At 70.4% G+C, this 17,923-nt stretch carries 16 protein-coding genes; 7 read left to right on the top strand and 9 right to left on the bottom strand.

What is annotated here, in order from left to right; translation table 11 throughout:
• The first annotated feature begins 61 nt into the window (after nucleotides 1–61).
• Nucleotides 62–958: a DUF559 domain-containing protein gene (locus tag ABD108_RS06445; protein WP_343929817.1), complete on the top strand. Its 897-nt coding sequence runs from the start codon at nucleotides 62–64 to the stop codon at nucleotides 956–958.
• 53 nt (nucleotides 959–1,011) lie between these two features.
• On the opposite strand, the gene ABD108_RS06440 is transcribed toward ABD108_RS06445, so the two are convergent.
• The 3 genes from ABD108_RS06440 to ABD108_RS06430 are packed head-to-tail and all read right to left on the bottom strand — an operon-like array spanning nucleotide 1,012 to nucleotide 3,365.
• Nucleotides 1,012–1,707: a nuclear transport factor 2 family protein gene (locus ABD108_RS06440; RefSeq protein ID WP_343929816.1), complete on the bottom strand. Its 696-nt coding sequence runs from the start codon at nucleotides 1,705–1,707 to the stop codon at nucleotides 1,012–1,014.
• Nucleotides 1,708–2,469: a glucose 1-dehydrogenase gene (locus ABD108_RS06435; protein WP_343929815.1), complete on the bottom strand. Its 762-nt coding sequence runs from the start codon at nucleotides 2,467–2,469 to the stop codon at nucleotides 1,708–1,710.
• Nucleotides 2,470–2,474: 5 nt separating this feature from the next.
• Complete coding sequence (locus ABD108_RS06430; RefSeq protein ID WP_220657598.1) at nucleotides 2,475–3,365, bottom strand: 3-oxoacyl-ACP reductase; 891 nt, start codon at nucleotides 3,363–3,365, stop codon at nucleotides 2,475–2,477.
• A 122-nt stretch (nucleotides 3,366–3,487) separates the two neighbouring features.
• On the opposite strand from ABD108_RS06430, the gene ABD108_RS06425 reads away from it, so the two are divergent.
• From ABD108_RS06425 to ABD108_RS06410, 4 genes are read left to right on the top strand one after another with little or no spacing between them, the layout of a single operon-like run.
• Nucleotides 3,488–4,672, top strand: coding sequence for an acyl-CoA dehydrogenase family protein (locus ABD108_RS06425; RefSeq protein ID WP_220657597.1), 1,185 nt, complete (start codon nucleotides 3,488–3,490; stop codon nucleotides 4,670–4,672).
• Nucleotides 4,673–4,691: 19 nt separating this feature from the next.
• The gene (locus ABD108_RS06420) at nucleotides 4,692–5,774 is read left to right on the top strand and encodes an acyl-CoA dehydrogenase family protein (protein ID WP_343929814.1); all 1,083 of its coding nucleotides are present in this window, start codon (nucleotides 4,692–4,694) and stop codon (nucleotides 5,772–5,774) included.
• Nucleotides 5,771–7,414, top strand: a complete 1,644-nt coding sequence (locus tag ABD108_RS06415) for a GMC family oxidoreductase (protein WP_343929813.1) — start codon at nucleotides 5,771–5,773, stop codon at nucleotides 7,412–7,414. Before ABD108_RS06420 ends, ABD108_RS06415 begins: the two co-directional genes overlap by 4 nt.
• A 7-nt stretch (nucleotides 7,415–7,421) precedes the next feature.
• On the top strand, nucleotides 7,422–8,951 hold the full coding sequence (locus tag ABD108_RS06410) for a long-chain-fatty-acid--CoA ligase (protein WP_343929812.1): 1,530 nt from the start codon (nucleotides 7,422–7,424) through the stop codon (nucleotides 8,949–8,951).
• Here the strand turns inward: ABD108_RS06410 and ABD108_RS06405 are convergent.
• Nucleotides 8,937–10,529, bottom strand: coding sequence for an ATP-dependent DNA ligase (locus ABD108_RS06405; RefSeq protein ID WP_343929811.1), 1,593 nt, complete (start codon nucleotides 10,527–10,529; stop codon nucleotides 8,937–8,939). The two genes, ABD108_RS06410 and ABD108_RS06405, sit on opposite strands and share 15 nt — an antisense overlap.
• A gap of 74 nt (nucleotides 10,530–10,603) precedes the next feature.
• The gene (locus tag ABD108_RS06400; protein ID WP_220657592.1) at nucleotides 10,604–12,184 is read right to left on the bottom strand and encodes a succinic semialdehyde dehydrogenase; all 1,581 of its coding nucleotides are present in this window, start codon (nucleotides 12,182–12,184) and stop codon (nucleotides 10,604–10,606) included.
• 57 nt (nucleotides 12,185–12,241) lie between these two features.
• Between ABD108_RS06400 and ABD108_RS06395 the strand changes: the two genes are divergently transcribed.
• Nucleotides 12,242–13,249, top strand: a complete 1,008-nt coding sequence (locus ABD108_RS06395; RefSeq protein ID WP_220658554.1) for an LLM class F420-dependent oxidoreductase — start codon at nucleotides 12,242–12,244, stop codon at nucleotides 13,247–13,249.
• Here ABD108_RS06395 and ABD108_RS06390 read toward each other — a convergent pair whose 3' ends face one another.
• The 3 genes from ABD108_RS06390 to ABD108_RS06380 are packed head-to-tail and all read right to left on the bottom strand — an operon-like array spanning nucleotide 13,250 to nucleotide 15,502.
• On the bottom strand, nucleotides 13,250–13,891 hold the full coding sequence (locus ABD108_RS06390) for a hypothetical protein (RefSeq protein ID WP_343929810.1): 642 nt from the start codon (nucleotides 13,889–13,891) through the stop codon (nucleotides 13,250–13,252).
• A 5-nt stretch (nucleotides 13,892–13,896) separates the two neighbouring features.
• Nucleotides 13,897–14,394 carry a pyridoxamine 5'-phosphate oxidase family protein gene (locus tag ABD108_RS06385; protein ID WP_220657590.1) on the bottom strand — a complete coding sequence of 166 codons (498 nt, stop codon included), beginning with the start codon at nucleotides 14,392–14,394 and terminating at the stop codon, nucleotides 13,897–13,899.
• A 4-nt stretch (nucleotides 14,395–14,398) separates the two neighbouring features.
• Nucleotides 14,399–15,502 carry an NAD(P)H-dependent flavin oxidoreductase gene (locus ABD108_RS06380; protein ID WP_343929809.1) on the bottom strand — a complete coding sequence of 368 codons (1,104 nt, stop codon included), beginning with the start codon at nucleotides 15,500–15,502 and terminating at the stop codon, nucleotides 14,399–14,401.
• Nucleotides 15,503–15,622: 120 nt separating this feature from the next.
• Here ABD108_RS06380 and ABD108_RS06375 point away from each other — a divergent pair, with 120 nt between their 5' ends.
• Nucleotides 15,623–16,414, top strand: a complete 792-nt coding sequence (locus ABD108_RS06375) for a crotonase/enoyl-CoA hydratase family protein (protein WP_305111325.1) — start codon at nucleotides 15,623–15,625, stop codon at nucleotides 16,412–16,414.
• 111 nt (nucleotides 16,415–16,525) lie between these two features.
• Here ABD108_RS06375 and ABD108_RS06370 read toward each other — a convergent pair.
• The coding region (locus ABD108_RS06370; RefSeq protein WP_343929808.1) for an AMP-binding protein at nucleotides 16,526–17,923 on the bottom strand (1,398 nt) is incomplete at its 5' end.

Below are 17,923 nucleotides of genomic sequence, written 5' to 3'. Positions count from 1 at the left end.
TACCCGAAGTGCAACCAAGTCCGGTTCGGAGCCGATTCCGGCGCCGGTGCGTCCAATGGGTATGGAGGAATTCGAGCGCGAGGTGTTCCTGTCGCGGGACCTGATCGCCGCCGAGGGACGCTACGCGGTCGAGCGGAGTCACCGCTGCGTCACCGGCGGCGTCCGGGTGCGGCGCGGCGTACAGCCCGACATCGGTCATCTCGCCACCGCGATGCTGCGGCTGTACCCCGAGTCCACGCTATGCGGCTGGACCGCGGCCCGGCTGCACGGGCACACGATGGCCGGCTCCCGGACGCTCGTCGAGGTGATGGGACCGCGGCAGATCCGGCGGCGCGGCGTCATCTGCCGGATGGCCGCGCTCGAACCCTCCGAGATCGTGGTCGACGGTGCGCTGCGGTACACGTCCGCCGTCCGGACCGCCATCGACCTGGCGCGATACACCCCCGGGGATGAGGCGATCGCGGCCATGGATCAGTGCCTGCGCGTGCACGGGCGTCCGGCCACGGCCACCCCGCCGGCGTGGGTCCGGCGCCCGGCGATGACCACGCGCGCCGCGATCGAGCGCGAACTCGACCGGCGCGAGTGGTGGCGCGGGACTCGCGTGCGGGCCGTGCTCGACGAGGCGGACGGGCGGGCCGAATCACCGTGGGAGTCCTTCGCGCGCCTCACTCTTCACCGCGTCGGCCTGGTCACGATGGTCCCGCAGGTGCCGGTGTTCGACGGTGCGTACTACCTCGACCTCGCTGATCCGGAGCTCAAGGTGGCGGTGGAATACGACGGCGCGCATCACCGCTCCGCGCAGCAGCATGCGCACGACGCGGAGAAGTGGAACGCCCTGCAGGCCGACGGGTGGCGGTTGATCATCGTGACCGCCGGACCGCTCGCGCATCGTCCGGACGTGTTGATCCGGCGGGTCCGCGCCGCGATGGCGGAACGCGACGGCCGAGCTACCGCCTAGTCACTAGCAATCGATGCAGGTGTTTCCCCAGGACGGGGTGTGGGCTAACGACGTTAAGTCGGGAAGTGGAGCCTGATGGCGGGGGACCCGGGGGTGGTAGGGCTGGTGGGGGTGAAGTCGACGAGGGCGAGGCCGCGCCGGGCGCCGTCGAAGACGGTGACGGTGACCATCGGTCCGGCGGCGAGGGCCTTGCCGGTTCGGAGGCCTTGCGCACGCAGTAGCTCGACGGCGCGACGACGGCCCGCGGACCCGACGCCGCGCAGTCCCGCGAGGAAACCGGCCCCCGCCTGCACACCGAGAGTGCGGAAGAGCCTCGGCCCCAGGATGGTTCCCGCGGCCAGACCACGTGGTCCCGAACGCAGCAGTTGCGCGATCATCCCGCGCAGCTCCCAGTGCGCGTACAACCCCGCGATCCGCGCGGCGTCACCCTCACCGACCACGGTGTAGCGCAGGTGCATCGGGATGTGCAGGGTGACACCGGTGCTCATGGTGGTGTGCACGGTGAGATCGCGGATCATGGTGTCCCCGTCGATCACATCGTGCTCCACGTCGAAGACGATCCGGTTCGGCGCGATGAACATGTCGTAGAACCGGCTGATCGCCTCAGACGTGGTCTGCGGGCGTGAGCCCACCGGGTCGTGCACCTGCCCGTCCGGGGCGAACAACGCCGTCCAGGCGGCCTTGTCGTGCGCGGCGACGGCGGCCGGCGAGGCCTCGACGACCGCGCGGATCGCTGCAGCGGAAGGCATTTACAGCTTCAGTGCGTGCGTCGCGGTGGCGCCACCGTCGGCGACGAACTCGGCGCCCGTGCTGTAGCTGCTCTCATCGGAGGCGAGGAACAGTACGAGCGAGGCGATCTCGTCGGCGGTGCCCTGTCGGCCGATCGGCAGGCGCTGCTTGAGCCAATCGGTGGGCGGCTCGTTGCCACCCAGCGCATCGGCCACCATCGCGGTGTCGATCATCCCGGGGTGCACGGAGTTGACGCGGATTCCGTACTGGCCCAGTTCCATCGCGGCGGACTTGGTCATGCCGCGGATCGCGAACTTGCTGGCGGTGTACGCGGTCAGGTACGGCATGCCGCCGAGCCCCTCGACCGAGGAGGTGTTCACGATCGATCCGCCGCCGGCGTCCTTCATCGGCTCGACCGCGGCACGCATGCCGAGGAAGCAGCCGAACTGGTTGATCCGGATCACGCGCTCGTAGTCGGCCAGCGCGGTCTGCTCCAGGGCCGAGAAGAACAGCACGCCCGCGTTGTTCACCAGGATGTCGAGGCCGCCGAAGGACTCCTGCACCGCGGAAACCGCGGAGGCCCAGTCGTCCTCGCTGGTCACATCGAGATGCCGGTACACCGCGGCGGGGCCGAGCTCGTCGGCGAGGGCCGCACCTTGCTCGTCGAGCACGTCACCGAACAGCACCTGCGCACCCTCGGCCACGAAGCGGCGCACCACGGCGGCGCCCTGACCCCGTGCAGCGCCCGTGACCAGCGCCCGCTTCCCCTGTAGTCGCGCCATCACGATCACCCTTCCAGCTGTGCGGCGACGAACATGCGGTCGTCGCGGTCCGCGAAGTAGCCGCCCACGGCGGCCGCGAGATCGGCCTCGTCCCACTGACCCGATGCGGCGTCGAACCGCTGCTCCAGGCTGGGCGGCGCCATCAGCGCCACCATGCCGCCGTGCACCACGAACACCTGGCCGTTGATCTTCTCCGCCTCCGGTCCGGCGAGGAAGCGCACGAACCGGGCGACGTGATCCACCGAGAGCGGGTCGACGGTGCCGTCGGGCGCGTCGCCGAAGACGCCCTCGGTCATGGCCGTCCGGGCACGCGGGCAGATCGCGTTGGCGCGCACCCCGTACCGGCCGAGACCGCGGGCGGTGGCGATGGTGAGCGCCGCGATGCCGGCCTTCGCCGCGGCGTAGTTCGGCTGCCCTACGGAGCCGAACAGGAAGGCCTCCGACGAGGTGTTGATCACCCGGCCGTAGACCTCGCCGCCCGAGGCCTTCGCCGCATCGCGCCAGTACGCGGAGGCGTTGCGGGAGAGCAGGAAGTGGCCGCGCAGGTGCACGCGGACCACCGAATCGAACTCCTCGTCGGACATGGAGAAGATCATCTTGTCGCGGCAGAATCCGGCGTTGTTGACCACGATGTGCAGCCCGCCGAGGCCCTCGGCCGCCGCCATCAACGCATCGGCGGTCTCCCTGTCGCCCGAATCGCCGAGCACGAGTTCCGCGCGGCCGCCCTCGGCCCGGATCTGTTCGACCACGTCCTTCGCGGCCGGTGCCACATCGCCGACCACCACCGCGGCGCCGCCACGGGCCAGGGCCAGGGCCTCCGCCCGGCCGAGTCCGGCGCCCGCGCCGGTCACGATCGCCACCTTGCCGTCGAGGTTCGCCAGTGCGCCCTGCGTCATCGCGCCACCCTTCCCATGAGAACGTGTTCCATCGAACGATCCGCGATCGTTCACACCTGGGAAATTACCGGTATGGGCGCCGATTCGCTTCACTTTTCTAGAACTTGTTCTACAGTGGCGCCATGCGGATCGACCACACCCCGGAGCAGCGGGAGTTGCGCGCCACGCTCCGCGCCTACTTCGAGCAGCTCATGACGCCCGAACGGCGCGAGGCCATCATCGGCGGCCCCTCGGGAGAATACGGCGACGGCGAGGTCTACAAGGAGATCACGCGCAAACTCGGCCACGACGGCTGGCTCGCGATCGGCTGGCCCGAGGAGTACGGCGGCCAGAACCGCCCGATGCTCGACCAACTGATCTTCACCGACGAGGCCGCGATCGCCGGCGTGCCGGTGCCCTTCCTCACCGTGAACACCGTGGGCCCGGCCATCATGGCCGGAGGCACCGATGAGCAGAAGGCGCAGCTGCTGCCCGGCATCGCCGCGGGCGAGACCCACTTCTCCATCGGCTACTCCGAACCCGAGGCCGGCACCGACCTCGCCGCTCTGCGCACCCGCGCGGTGCGCGACGGCGACGACTACGTGATCAACGGCCAGAAGATGTGGACCTCGCTCATCGAGTACGCCGATTACATCTGGCTGGCCGCCCGCACCGACCCCGAGGCGACCCGGCACAAGGGCCTGTCGATCCTCATCGTGCCCACCGGCTCGGACGGCTTCTCCTGGACCAAGGTGCACACCGTGGCCGGCCCCGGGACCTCGGCCACCTACTACGAGGACGTGCGCGTCCCCGCGACCTCGCTGGTGGGCGAGCTGCACGGCGGCTGGAAACTGATCACCAACCAGCTCAATCACGAGCGGGTGGCCCTCACCTCGGCGGCGCCGCTGCTCGACTCCGAGCGGCAGGTGCGGCACTGGGCGCAGAACACCAAGCTGGCCGACGGTTCGCGGGTGATCGACGCGGAGTGGGTCCAGACGCATCTGGCCCGGGTGTACGCGCACGCGCAGTACCTCAAGCTGCGGAACTGGAAGATCGCGTGGGCGGCCGATCACAGCGAGCTCGGTCCGGCCGACGCCTCCGCGACCAAGGTCTTCGGCACCGAGTACGCCACCGAGGGCTATCGCCTGCTGATGGAGGTGCTCGGCAGCGCGGGCATCATCCGCGCGAAATCACCCGGCACGCTGCTCCGGGGCCGGATCGAGCGGCTGCACCGCAGCTCGCTGATCCTCACCTTCGGCGGCGGCACCAACGAGGTCCAGCGCGATCTGATCGCCGGCGCCGGACTCCACCTGCCCGTGAGCCGCTGAGACGCGAAAGAGGCATCGCATGGACTTCACCGTTCCCGAGGCGCAGGCCGATCTCGCCGCACTCACCCGGCGGATCACCGAGGACTGGGCCGCGAAGAACCCGCACCCCGGCGATTCGGGGCTCGATCGCGACCTGTGGGCCGTGCTCGCCCGGTCGGGCATCCTCGATGCGGCGCTGCCCGCGTCGATCGGCGGCGGCGCGCTCGGCATCACCGCGCACGCCGCGGTCCTCACCGAACTGGGCCGCACCGTGGCCCCCGCGCCCTACCTCGACTCGATCCTGGTGGGCGCCGAGACGATCGTCGAGTACGGCACACCCGCCCAGATCGAGCAGTGGGCGCTCCCCGTCCTGCGCGGCACGGACACCGTTGCCGCCGTCTTCGGCGACGACCACACCGGCTTCGTGGCGACGGTCGCGGGCGACGGCTGGCGGCTCAACGGCGCGCAGACCGCCGTCTCGTCCGCCGCCTTCGCCGACACCCTGCTGATCGAGGCCGATACACCGGACGGGCCCGCCCTGTTCCTCGTCCCCCGGGATGCCCAGGGCATCAGCGTGACCCGCCAACACGTGGTGAACGGCACCGACACCGCCCTCGTCGAGGCCGCGGCCGCGCCGGTCCCCCGGGACGCCCGGCTGGTCGGCGCGGACGCTCCGGCCCGCGCACGACGCCTGGCCACCATCGGATGGTGCGCCTGGCAGGCCGGGGTCACCGAGCGCGCCCTGGAGCTCACCGCCGAATACGCCCGTACCCGTGAGCAGTTCGGTAAGCAGATCGGCTCGTTCCAGGCCGTGCGGCAGCGCCTGGCCGATGCCTACATCGACGTGGAGGCGGTGCGCCTGACGGCACTGGAGGCGGCCTGGCGTGAAGCCGAGGGGTTGGACGCCGCCGCCGAGATCGCGACCGCCAAGTTCTGGGCGGCCGAGGCCGGACACCGGGTGGCGCACACCACCGTCCACGTGCACGGCGGCGTCGGCATCGACACCGAGCACCCCACACACCGCTACTTCGTGGCCGCCAAGCGCGCCGAGTTCGCGCTCGGCGGGGCCACCGCACATCTCCGCGCCCTGGGCGCAATTCTCGCCGGAAGGAACCCCGCATGATCCGCAAGCTGTACAAGACCGCCACGGTCCCGCTGTCGAACTCCGAGACGGTCGATTACATCGTGGTCGGCTCGGGCAGCGCCGGCTCGGTGGTGGCGGGGCGGCTCGCCGACACCGGTGCCACCGTCGCGCTGCTGGAGGCCGGGCGGGCCGACAACACCCGGATGACGCAGGTGCCCGGCATGATCACCATGGTGCACACCGTGCCGCAGATGAAGGCGCGGGTGGCGTGGAAGCAGAACTCGGTACCGCAGAAGTTCGCCAACGACCGCACGATCCCCATGACCCGCGGCAAGATCCTGGGCGGGTCCAGCTCGATCAACGGCATGCTGTTCGTGCGCGGCAACCGGGCGAACTACGACTCCTGGGCCGACGAGGGGGCCAAGGGCTGGGACTACGAGGGCGTGCTGCCCGCGTTCAAGCGGCTGGAGAACTGGGAGGACGGTGCCAGCGACCTGCGCGGCAGCGGCGGCCCCATCGAGGTCACCCGCCAGCGGGACCTCACCGAGGCCACGAAGTCGTACATGGAGGCACTGTCCTGCACGCTCAACGCGCCGCGGATCGAGGACTACAACGGTCCCTCCCAGGAGGGCGTGAGCGTCTTCCAGGAGAGCGCCGCGGGCGGCACCCGCTACAGCTCCGCGCAGGGCTACCTGCGCACCGCGCGCCCCAACCTGCGGGTGCACGTGAACGCGCACGTCAAGCGCGTGGTGATCGAGAACGGCCGGGCCACCGGCGTCGAGGTGCTCGAGGGCAAGGGCGTGCACACCATCCGCGCGAACCGCGAGGTGATCGTCTCGGCGGGCGTGATCGGCACCCCGCAGATCCTGATGCTCTCGGGTGTCGGACCGGCGGCGCACCTGCGCGAGAAGGGGATCGACGTCCAGGTCGACCTGCCCGTGGGGCAGAACCTGCACGATCACCTGTTCGTGCCCACCACCTTCCTGATGAAGGACGCCGTCAACAAGGGCACCCCCGCCTACTTCGCGAAGGGTCTTGCGGCGGAGGTCCGTAAGCCCGGCACGACGTGGATGGCGCGAACAGTCTTCGACGCGGTCGGCTTCGTCCGGACCTCCTTCGCCAAGGACATCCCCGATCTGCAGATCCACTGTCTCCCGTGGAACTACCCGGTCCCGAATCAGGACGCCGACAAGCTGCACATGGTCGATCCGCGCCCCGGCCTGACGATCCTGCCCACGCTCATCTACCCGAAGAGCCGCGGCGAACTGCGCTTGAACTCCGCCGATCCGCTCGACGCGCCGCTCATCGACCCGGCCTACCTCAGCGATCCGCAGGACACCGAGGTGCTGATGGAGGGCATCGGCATGGTCCGCGAGGTGATGAACCATCCCGCCGTGCGCGGCAAGGTGAGCGAGGAGTTCACGCCCGGTGCGGCGCTCAAGGACGATGCGGCGCTGCGGCGCGAGCTGCCCAACCGCGTGCACTCGGTGTACCACCCGGTGGGCACGTGCCGGATGGGCACCGATGAGCGCGCGGTGGTCGATCCGGAGCTGCGGGTGATCGGCATCGAGGGCCTGCGCGTGGCCGATGCGTCGATCATGCCCTCGATCACCGGCGGCAACACGAACGCACCCTCGTACATGATCGGCGAGATGTGCGCCCGGTTCCTGGGCGCCTGATCCGGTCGTGAGCATCGCCGACCTGCTGCTGGCCCGCGCCGATGATCCCGGCGTGGGCCTGCGGGCCGGCGATGCCTCGTGGACGTGGGCCGAGCACGTCGCCGATTCGGCGCGACGGTCCGCCGTCCTGGCCGAGCTGTTGCCCGACGGTGCGCCGCCGCACTTCGGGGTGCTCGCCGACAACGTCCCCGAGTTCTCGCTGTTGCTCGGTGCCGCCGCGCTATCGGGCTCGGTCCTGGTGGGGCTCAACCCGACTCGCCGCGGTGCTGCCCTCGCGCGGGACATCGCGCTCGCCGACTGCCAGGTGGTCTTCACCTCGGGCCGGCACGCTGCGCTGCTCGACGGGCTCGATCTCGGTGTCCCCGTGATCGATCTCGACGGTCCCGCGTGGGCGACCCTGGTGGACCGCGAGGCCGCAGCGCCGGGGGCCGCCTTCGAACCGGATCGGCTCCTGGCCCTGGTGTTCACCTCGGGCACCAGCGGCGAGCCGAAGGCGGTGCAGGCCACCCACGGCAAGTTCGAGGGCGCGGGCGTGATGCTCGCGCAACGCTTCGGCCTCACCCGCGACGACGTCGCGTACATCTCGATGCCGATGTTCCACTCCAACGCACTGCTCGCGGGCTGGGCGGTCGCGCTCGCCGCCGGTGCGACGATCGCGCTGGCGGAACGGTTCTCCGCGAGCGGATTCCTCGCCGACGTACGCCGCTACGGCGCCACCTACGCCAACTACGTGGGCACGCCCCTGTCGTACATCCTGGCCACCCCGGAGCGGCCGGACGATGCCGACAACACGCTGCGCGTGCTCTACGGCAACGAGGGCCGGTCCGACGACATCGCCGCCTTCGCGCGACGATTCGGCTGCCACGTTCAGGACGGCTACGGTTCCTCGGAGAACGGCGTCGCGATCGCCCGCACCCCGGACACGCCGCCGTCGGCGCTCGGACCGCTGCCGCCGGGCATCGCCGTGTGGAAGCCGGAGACCTCGATCGAATGCCCGCGCGCGAAGATCGGCGCCGACGGTGCGGTGCTCAATCCCGACGAGGCGATCGGCGAACTCGTGAACACCGCGGGTACGGGCGGATTCTCCGGCTACTACAAGGATCCCGCCGCCGAGGCCGCGCGTTCGGCCGGCGGCGTGTACCGCACGGGCGATCTCGCCTACGTCGATGCGGCGGGTTTCGTGTACTTCGCTGGCCGCACCGGCGATTGGATGCGGGTGGGCGGCGAGAACCTCGGCGCGGCCCCGATCGAGCGGGTGCTGTTGCGGCATCCGTCGATCGCGGAGGCCGCGGTGTACGGCCTGCCGGACCGGGTGGGCGAGCAGGTGGCCGCCGCGATCGTGCTCGCGCCCGGGGCCGAGCTGACGCCGGATCAGATCGACGGATTCCTCGCCGCGCAGCCCGATCTCGGTCCGCGGCAGCGGCCCCGGCGGCTGCGCATCGTCGACGAACTACCGCGCACCCCGTCGTTCAAGGTGCTCAAGCGGGCCCTGCGGTCCGACGGGATCGCGGCGACGGTGCCGCTATCCGGGCAGTAGGGCGCGCACCGCATCGATGGTGTCGGCCTCGGCCGCGGTCTTATCGGGCCGGTACCGGAGCACGCGCGCGAACCGCAGGGCGACGCCGCCGGGGTAGCGGCGGGAGCGCTGCACCCCGTCGAGCTCGATCTCGACCACGATCTCCGGCTGGAGGTACACGGTGTGCTCATCGCGGTGGGCGCCGGGAGCGGAGCGAGCGGGCCCGGTGTGATCGGCGCCGGAATCGGCCCCGAGGGTCTCGGATCGCCGGTGCTTCGGGAATTCCTCGGTCTGCCAGCGCAGCAGCGCATCGGTGAGGCCCTTGAAGGTCTTGCCCACCATGATCGGCTCGCCACCGTCCGGATCGCGGGCACCCAGGTGCAGGTTCGAGAGCATCCCGGTGCGCCGGCCGTAGCCCCATTCTGCGCCCAGCACCACGAGATCGAGCGTGTACGACTGCTTCACCTTCTGCCAGGCGCGGCCCCGCCGCCCCGCGGCGTAGGGCGAGTCCAGGGCCTTGACCATCACGCCCTCGTGCCCCGCCGCGAGGGCCGCCGCCAGGTGCGTGGCGGCCTCCTCCGCCGACGGACGGGTCAGCGCGGGGATGCGCAGCTCGCCCGCCACCCGATCGAGCGCCTCCAGGCGCACGGACAGGGGCTCGTCGAGCAGGTCGCGGCCGTCGAGGTGCAGGCAGTCGAAGAAGAAGGGCCGCAACACGGAGCTCTCGTCCGTCCCGGATTCCGTGGAGCCGAACCGGCTCATCGTCTCCTGGAAGGGCCTCGGCCGCCCCGCGTCGGTGAGCGCGAGGGATTCACCGTCGAGCACCACGGAGGTGCACGGCAGCGCCAAGGCGACCGCGACGATCTCGGGCACCGCGGCGGTGATATCGCGCAGCGTGCGGGTGTACACCCGCACCGCATCGCCGTCGCGGTGCACCTGGATCCGCGCACCGTCGAGCTTGAACTCCACGCTCACCTCGGCCCCCAGGTCGGCCAGTGCCGCGGGCAGATCCGCGGCGGGCGAGGCCAGCATCGGCGACACCCCGCGCAGCACCTCCAGACCGAATCCGGCCAGCGCGTCCTCCCCGCCGGACAGTGCGGCCGCCGCGGTCTCCGGCAGCGAGCCCGAGAGCATCGCGGCGCGCCGGACCGTGGCCAGCGGCACTCCTGCCGCGCGGGCCACGGCGTCGGTCATCACCCCGGCGAGCGCCCCGTGCCGCACTTCGCCGGTGATCAGGCCGACCAGCAGCCGCCGTTCCTCGGCGGTCGCGCGGCCGAACAGCGCCGTGAGCAGTTCACTGCGCCGCGCCACCGAACCCGCGCCCGCCGTGCCCGCGAGCTCGTCGAAGGCGGAGGAGACCTCCGCCACGGTGAGCGACGGGTCGGCTGCGGGCGGCTGCTGGTCGACGATCTTCGCCACCCCGCGCCACCCGGTGCCCAGGCGTTCCTGCAGCAGCGTGCCGGACAACCACGCCACCACGGGGCGCACGTCCGCGGCGTCGGCACCGCGGAGCAGCCGGGCGAGCGTCTCGATCTTGGCGGTGCGGGCACGGGTCTGCCCGACCTCGGTGGATGCGGCGACGACCTCGGTGAACAGCACCCCTCGATTGTGGCGCAGGGGGCCGACAACTGGGGCGCGAGGACTGCGCTCCGAGAGCGCGCGGCCGGGCGCGATCAGCGGATGCGGAGCTTGCGCATCAGGCGGAGCACCTGGATCGTCTGCTTCGCGTACTGGGTGTAGGTCTGGCCGGGGCGCACACCGTAGACCTGCTTCTTGAGGGTCGCGAGGTTGGTGGTGTCGGTGTACTTGAGCAGTCCGGCATCGCCGTGGCGCACACCCACGCCGGAGGCCTTCCAACCGCCCGACGGGGTGCCCTTGCTCGCGAAGGACGCCGCGAAACCGTCGTTGATGTTCACGTTCCCGGCCTCGAGCTGCGCACCGATGCGGGCGGCGCGGCGCAGGTCCTTGGCCCACACGCTGGCGTTGAGGCCGTAGCGGGTGTCGTTGGCCAGGCGCACCGCTTCCTCGTCGGTGGAGTACCGGAACAGGGAGACCACGGGGCCGAAGGTCTCGGCGGTGGCGAGGTGCATATCGGGTGTGACGCCGGTGAGCACCGTGGGCGCGTAGAAGGCAGGGCCGACATCGGTGCGGGCGCGGCCACCGCAGAGAACGGTGGCGCCCTTGGCGCGGGCGTCCTCGACGTGCGCGGAGACGCGGCGCAGTTGATCGGGCGAGGCGAGCGAGCCCATATCGGGTTCGTAGTCGTAGGTGGCGCCCAGGCTCAGCGCACCGGCGGCGGCGACGAATCGGCGGGAGAACTCGTCGAAGATGCTGTCGTGGATGTACATCCGCTCGATGTGCATGCAGGCCTGGCCCGCGTTGGCGAAGACGGCGAAGATGGCGCTGGTGACGGCCTCGTCGAGGTCGACGTCGTCGAGCACGATCATCGGGTTCTTGCCGCCGAGCTCGAGGCTGCAGCCGATCAGGTTCTTGCCGGCCCGCTCACCGACGGTGGCACCGGTGGCGCTGGATCCGGTGAACATGACGAAATCGGATTCGTCGATCAGCGTGGGGCCCACGTCCGGCCCCTGCCCGCAGACCACCTGGAACAGCCCCTCGGGGGCGCCGGCGCGGCGCAGCAGCTCGACCCCGTAGAGGGCGGCGAGCGCGGTCTTGTTGTCGGGCTTGAGCACCACGCCATTGCCCGCGATGAGGGCCGGGATGGCATCGGAGAGGGCCATCGCGAACGGGAAGTTCCACGGCGCGATCACGCCGATCACGCCCTTGGGGCGGTGCAGCTCCACCGAGTTGCTGAGCACCGGCACGGGGCCGCCGCGGCGGCGGGAACGCAGCAGCCGGGGCGCCGCCTTGAGGTAGTGGCTGATCACCATGGGGACGTCGCAGGACTCCTCGAAGGCCATCCGCCGGTTCTTGCCGGTGCCGCTCTGGATCAGGTCGACCAGCAGCTCGTTGTTCTCGAGGATCAGCTCGTGCAGCCGCTTGAACACGGCGAGCCGCTGTTCCAGCGGGCGCTGCGCCCACTCCTGCTGGGCCGTGCGCGCGGTCTCGAAGGCCGCGGTGACGTCGGCCGGGGTGGACTGTGGGAGCGGCCCGATCGGTGCGCCGGTGAACACCTCGATCATCGGGAAGGCCTCGCGGCTGCCGTCCGCGACGACGAGTGCGGTGAGACTCCCGATCACCTCATCGGTGATGCGCGGGGGCAGGGTGTTGCGGAGCTGTGTGGGCGAAGCCATACCGAACTGTAACCCAAATCCTAGAACTTGTTCTAGATTCGGGTGATGGTCAACGATCTGAACGTAGGGCTGAACCTCGGCTATTGGACCCGCGGTCCCGAGGACCACACCGAGGCGGTGATCGCCGCCGACGAGCTGGGCTACGACTACGCCTTCACCGCGGAGGCCTACGGCTCGGACGCCTTCTCCACGCTGGCCTGGTACGGGTCGCGGACCACGCGGATCAAGCTGGGCACCGCGGTGGCCCAGATCCCCGCGCGCACGCCGACGGCCACGGCGATGCACGCCCTGACGATCGACGGACTGTCCGGTGGCCGGATGGTGCTCGGCCTCGGCGCATCGGGGCCGCAGGTGGCCGAGGGCTGGTACGGCAACCCCTTCCCCAAGCCGCTGGCCCGCACCCGCGAGTACATCGACATCGTGCGCCGGGTGATCGCCCGCGAGGAGCCCGTGACCAGCGCCGGACCGCATTATCCGCTGCCCTATCCGGGCGGCACCGGCCTCGGCAAACCGCTCAAATCGATCGCGCTCCCGGTGCGGCCCCGCATCCCGATCTTCCTCGGCGCGGAGGGCCCGAAGAACGTGGCGCTCTCGGCCGAGATCGCCGACGGCTGGCTGCCGCTGTTCATCGACCCCGCCCAGGTGGACTCCATCTACGGACAGTCGCTGGCCGGCCGCCCCGAGGGTTTCGAGATCGCCGCGACCGTCTCGGTGATCGTCTCCGACGATCTGGACGCGGCACTCACCCAGGCCAAGGTCCCGCTCGCCTTCTACATCGGCGGCATGGGGCACAAGTCCACCAATTTCCATCTCGACCTCATCGGCCGTCTGGGCTACGCCGACGCCGCCGTCGCGGTGCAGGAGAAGTTCCTCGCGGGAGATCGGGCCGGGGCCGTGGCCGCGGTCCCCGACGAGCTCGCCGATTCGATCACCCTGGTGGGCCCCATCGAGCGGATCGCGGAGCGGTTGCAGCTCTGGCGGGACAGCCCCGTCACCACGGTGCTGTTCAGTGGGGTGCGCGACGAGCCCACGCTTCGGAAGCTGATCGAGGCCGCGCGCGGGTAGTCAGCGGCGGCCGAAGGTGAACGCCAGGTCCCACGGGTCCAGCCCCCATCGACCGATCGCCTCGGACATCAACAGCGGTACCGCGGCGGTCGTCTCGGGGTTCAGGGGTGCGCTCATGGTCGCGCTCGGGGACTCGGCCTCGAGGAACGCCGCCCACAGCAGCGAATCCTCGGGCGGCGGTTCCGCTTCGACGACGATGGCGTGGTCGGCACCGTCGGGCAGCACGGCGAACAGGCACAGCGGCGCGAGCCCCGGGCCCTGCCCTCCGGGGCCGATCACCAGGAACTCGTAGGTGTCCACGCAATGCTGGACAGCCCGGGCCAACAGCTCGCCGAAATCCTCCCGCGTGCCCCGCGAGGGACGTTTGGCCTCACGCAGTTCCACCGTCTGCGCGGCCATCGTGAGGCCGCCGGCGGTCTGCACGGGCAGCCGCGGGCGCACGATCAATGCGCCGTCGGTGAGCTCCGCGCTCTCCCGGAAGTGCGCCTCCGACAAGGCCGTCCGACCGAGCCGGCCGGTGCCCTGGGTATCGCGCAACCAGGCATCGTCGGGCACCGCCCACAGCCGGTCGGTCCCATCGTCCGACCACGTGCGAACCAGCCCACCGACGCACGGGCTCAATTGCACCTCGATACCGGACACGGGCGTCAGAGGTACTGGGCGGTGTTGCCGCTCACGGGCATCGGGGGCATCCCCAGTTTGCGATGGTCCCAGCTGCGGGTGCGCGCGGTACGCAGCCGCACGGCGACGCGCTTGTTCATCATGGCATCGATCGCGGGCTTGAGCTCCTCGGTGTACGGACCGAAATAGCGCTCATAGACCTGCTCGCACACCGCACGCACTGTCGCCTCGTCCTCGACGATCTCCGCGGTGCCCTCGATGGCGATGCCGCGCAACTGGTCGTAGGAGTCGCCGGTCTCGATCGAGGCGCTCATCACCGGATTGCGGCGAAGGTTCACCACCTTCTGCGATTTGGCCTTGGTCTCGATCCACAGATCGCCGTCGATCACGGCGTACCACATGGCCACCAGGTGCGGAGCGCCGCTCGCGCCCACGGTGGCGATGGTCGCGGTGCGGCTCCGGTCGAGGAACTCGGCGATCTCCGCCTCGCTCATCTGGATCTGGCCGCGCTGATTGGTTCCCATGACGTCAGCGTGCCAGGTTCAGGCGCTCGACGGAATCGTCGAACTCGCCGACCAGTTCGGCCATGATCTCCGCGACCGGTCGCACGGCGTTCATCCGGCCCACGATCTGTCCCACGGGCATCGCCACCACGGACGGATCGCCTGATGCGCTGATCCGCTTGTGCGCCTCACCCACCAGCAGGTTCTGCAGGGGCATGGGCAGGGCCGACGGTGCGCCGGCCTGCTCCCAGGCCTGCGTCCACCGGGTCTTGAGCAGGCGGGCCGGCTTCCCGGAGAAGATCCGGGTGCGCACCGTGTCGGCGGAGGTCGCGGCCACCAGCGCGTCCTGCATGGTCTGCGACTTGGTGTGCGTCTCCAGGTATTCGGTGGTGGTGAGCCAGTAGGAGCCCATCCACACCCCGTCGGCGCCGAGCGCGAGCGCCGCGGCGATCTGCCGGCCGGAGCCGATCCCGCCGGCCGCCACCACCGTGGCCTCGTCGCCCACGGCGTCCACGATCTCGGGGAGCAGCACCATGGAGGCGATCTCACCGGTGTGGCCACCCGCCTCGTAGCCCTGAGCGATCACGATGTCGACGCCGCTGTCGACGTGCGCGCGGGCGTGGGTCGCGCGGCCGGCCAGCGCGGCCACCTGCACACCCTTGTCGTGCGCCGCCACGATCACATCGTCCGGCGGGGATCCGAGGGCGTTGGCGATCAGGACGATGCGGTGCTTGAGTGCCACTTCCACGTGTGAGCGCGCCACCGAGTGCAGCCAGCCGAGCACCCCGGCGCCGGCCTCACCCTCGGGCAGCTCCGGCACGCCGAGTTCGCGGAGCGTGCGTTCGACGAAGTCGCGGTGCTCCTCCGGGATCAACTCGGTGAGGTCGCCCGCCGAACCCTCGGTGGGCACCTTGTTCGGCATCACGATGTCCACGCCGTACGGGCGACCGCCGGTATTGGCGTCCATCCAGTCGAGCACGGCGTCCAGCTCGTCGGGATCGTTGAACCGCACACAGCCCAGCACGCCGAGCCCGCCGGCGCGGGAAACGGCGGCGGCCACGTGTTCCGACGGGGTGAACGCGATGATCGGGTACTCGATGCCCAGATCGTCACACAGGGGTGTGCGCATGTGATTCCTCCTGAAGAGAGCTTTCCACCAAACTAGAACGTGTTACTGTCTGGCGAAGCGGAATCTCCGCATTCCCATCGATCCCGGTCCGGGAGCTCTCGCCTGACAAAGGAGCGCGCCATGTCCGACGCCCCGCACGCCCTCGTCGAACAGCGCGGCCACACGCTGATCATCACGATGAACCGGCCGCACGCCAAGAACGCCCTGACCGGCGAGATGCTGCGGATCATGACCGAATCCTGGGACCGGATCGACACCGATCCCGAGATCCGTAGTGCCATCCTCACCGGCGCCGGCGGCGCCTTCTGCGCCGGCGCCGATCTGAAGAACATGGCGAAATCGAATCCGGGCGACACCATGTCCAGCGGCGGCTTCGATCCCGCCCGCATCCCCGGCCTGATCAAGGGACGCCGCCCCAGCAAACCGCTGATCGCGGCGGTGGAGGGAGCGGCCATCGCGGGCGGCACGGAACTGTTGCAGGGCACCGATATCCGGGTGGCGGGCGAGAGCGCGCGGTTCGGTGTCTCGGAGGCGAAGTGGAGCCTGTTCCCGATGGGTGGCTCCGCCGTCCGGCTGCCGCGGCAGATCCCGTACACCGTGGCCGCCGATCTGCTGCTCACCGGCCGGCACATCACCGCGGCCGAGGCCCTGGAGTACGGCCTCGTCGGCCACGTGGTGCCCGACGGCTCGGCCCTCGACAAGGCGCTCGAACTCGCGGAGCTGGTAAACGCCAACGGACCGCTGGCCGTGCAGGCCATCCTGCGGACCATGCGCGAGACCGAGGGCATGCACGAGGAGGAGGCCTTCAAGATCGACGCGGCGCTCGGCCTCGCGGTCTTCAAGTCCGAGGATTCCAAAGAGGGCCCGCGCGCCTTCGCCGAGAAGCGCAAGCCCGTCTTCCACGGCCGCTAGCCGCGCACCGTCGCCCCTCCCCCGCTGACTTAACTGCGTTAGCCCACACGAATCCCGAGAGGATTCTGTGGGCTAACGCAGTTAAGTCAGGGAGACGGGGCCGCGGGGCGGTCAGGCGAACCGGGCGCGGAGCGCCTTCTTGTCCGGCTTACCGAGGGGGCTGACGGGGATCGCATCGACGATCTCGACGGTCTTCGGGGTGTACACCGCGCCCTTGCGCTCACGCACCAGATCCCGCAGGCCCTCGACATCGATCGTGGCGCCCTCTCGCGGGACCACCACGGCGGTCACCGCCTCGCCCCACTTCTCGTCCGGCACACCGATCACGGCCACCGCGGCGACGGCGGGATCGGTCGAGATCACGTCCTCGACCTCGCGCGGGAAGACGTTGAAGCCGCCCGTCACCACCATGTCCTTCTTCCGGTCGACGATGTAGAGGAAACCCTCGTCGTCGAACCGCCCGACGTCGCCGGTGTGCAGCCAGCCGTGCGCGGTGGCCTCGGCGGTCTGTTCGGGCTTGTTCAGGTACCCCTGCATCACGAGCGGGCCGCGCACGCAGATCTCCCCCGGCTCCCCTTCCGGCACACGGTTTCCCGCATCGTCGAGCAGTGCCACGTGCACCCATGGCACCGGCTTTCCGCAGCTGGCGAGCCGTTCCGGGCGCTCCGCGCGAGCCTTGGCGTGATCCTCGCGCGAGAGCACCGCGATGGTCATGGGGCACTCCGCCTGGCCGTAGAACTGGAAGAACTTCGGGCCGATCCGGTCGATCGCCTCGGCGAGGCGCGACGGCGAGATCGCCGAGGCGCCGTAGAACACCGTCTCCAGGCTGGACAGGTCGTAGTCGTCGAACTTCGGATGATCGAGCAGCGCGTACAGCATCGTGGGCACCAGCATGGTGGCGGTGATCCGGTACTTCTCGATCGCGGCAAGCACCGCCTCGGGCTCGAACCGGGGCAGCACCACCATCGATCCGCCCGCCATCGAGGTGGGATTCCAGAAGGCGCCGCCCGCATGGCTGAGCGGGGCGCACACCAGGAACCGGATCTCCTGCGGCCAATCCCATTCCGTGCGTTGGATGCGCAGCAGTGCGGCACCGCCGGTGTAGCTGAGCATGACGCCCTTGCTCTTGCCGGTGGTTCCGCCGGTGTACGCCAGACTGGCGGTGGTGGACGGGTCGGCGGTGTGCGCGGCGAGCGGGCGCGGCGCGAACCGGGCCGCCGCCGCGGTGAGGTCGGTTCCCACCTCGGTGGGCCCCAGGGAGAGCAGGGTCTTCAGCCCCGGAACCCGTTCCCGCAGTTCGGCGGCGCGCTGTTCGTAGAGCCTCGGATCGTAGATGAGCGTCTCGATCCCGGCGTCCTCCATCACGTAGACGTGGTCGTCGAGCGATCCCATGGGGTGCAGCGCGGCGAACCGGGCCCCGGTGATCAGGTTGGTGGACTGGGCGATCAGGACCTCGTGGCGGTTGCCCGCGAGCATCGCGACCGGGCTCCCCACCCCGAGGCCGAGCTC

This window comes from Tsukamurella strandjordii, from assembly GCF_039525985.1.
Lineage (GTDB): Bacteria > Actinomycetota > Actinomycetes > Mycobacteriales > Mycobacteriaceae > Tsukamurella > Tsukamurella strandjordii.
This window is presented reverse-complemented; position numbering and strand designations above follow the sequence as displayed.

Excerpts from the sequence above, each read along its gene's own strand:
- ABD108_RS06380 (WP_343929809.1), bottom strand. The coding sequence starts at position 15,502 with ATGCGCACACCCCTGTGTGACGATCTGGGCATCGAGTACCCGATCATC.
- ABD108_RS06435 (WP_343929815.1), bottom strand. The coding sequence starts at position 2,469 with ATGGCGCGACTACAGGGGAAGCGGGCGCTGGTCACGGGCGCTGCACGG.
- ABD108_RS06440 (WP_343929816.1), bottom strand. The coding sequence starts at position 1,707 with ATGCCTTCCGCTGCAGCGATCCGCGCGGTCGTCGAGGCCTCGCCGGCC.
- ABD108_RS06415 (WP_343929813.1), top strand. The coding sequence starts at position 5,771 with ATGATCCGCAAGCTGTACAAGACCGCCACGGTCCCGCTGTCGAACTCC.
- ABD108_RS06445 (WP_343929817.1), top strand. The coding sequence starts at position 62 with ATGGAGGAATTCGAGCGCGAGGTGTTCCTGTCGCGGGACCTGATCGCC.
- ABD108_RS06375 (WP_305111325.1), top strand. The coding sequence starts at position 15,623 with ATGTCCGACGCCCCGCACGCCCTCGTCGAACAGCGCGGCCACACGCTG.
- ABD108_RS06400 (WP_220657592.1), bottom strand. The coding sequence starts at position 12,184 with ATGGCTTCGCCCACACAGCTCCGCAACACCCTGCCCCCGCGCATCACC.
- ABD108_RS06420 (WP_343929814.1), top strand. The coding sequence starts at position 4,692 with ATGGACTTCACCGTTCCCGAGGCGCAGGCCGATCTCGCCGCACTCACC.
- ABD108_RS06385 (WP_220657590.1), bottom strand. The coding sequence starts at position 14,394 with ATGGGAACCAATCAGCGCGGCCAGATCCAGATGAGCGAGGCGGAGATC.
- ABD108_RS06430 (WP_220657598.1), bottom strand. The coding sequence starts at position 3,365 with ATGACGCAGGGCGCACTGGCGAACCTCGACGGCAAGGTGGCGATCGTG.
- ABD108_RS06425 (WP_220657597.1), top strand. The coding sequence starts at position 3,488 with ATGCGGATCGACCACACCCCGGAGCAGCGGGAGTTGCGCGCCACGCTC.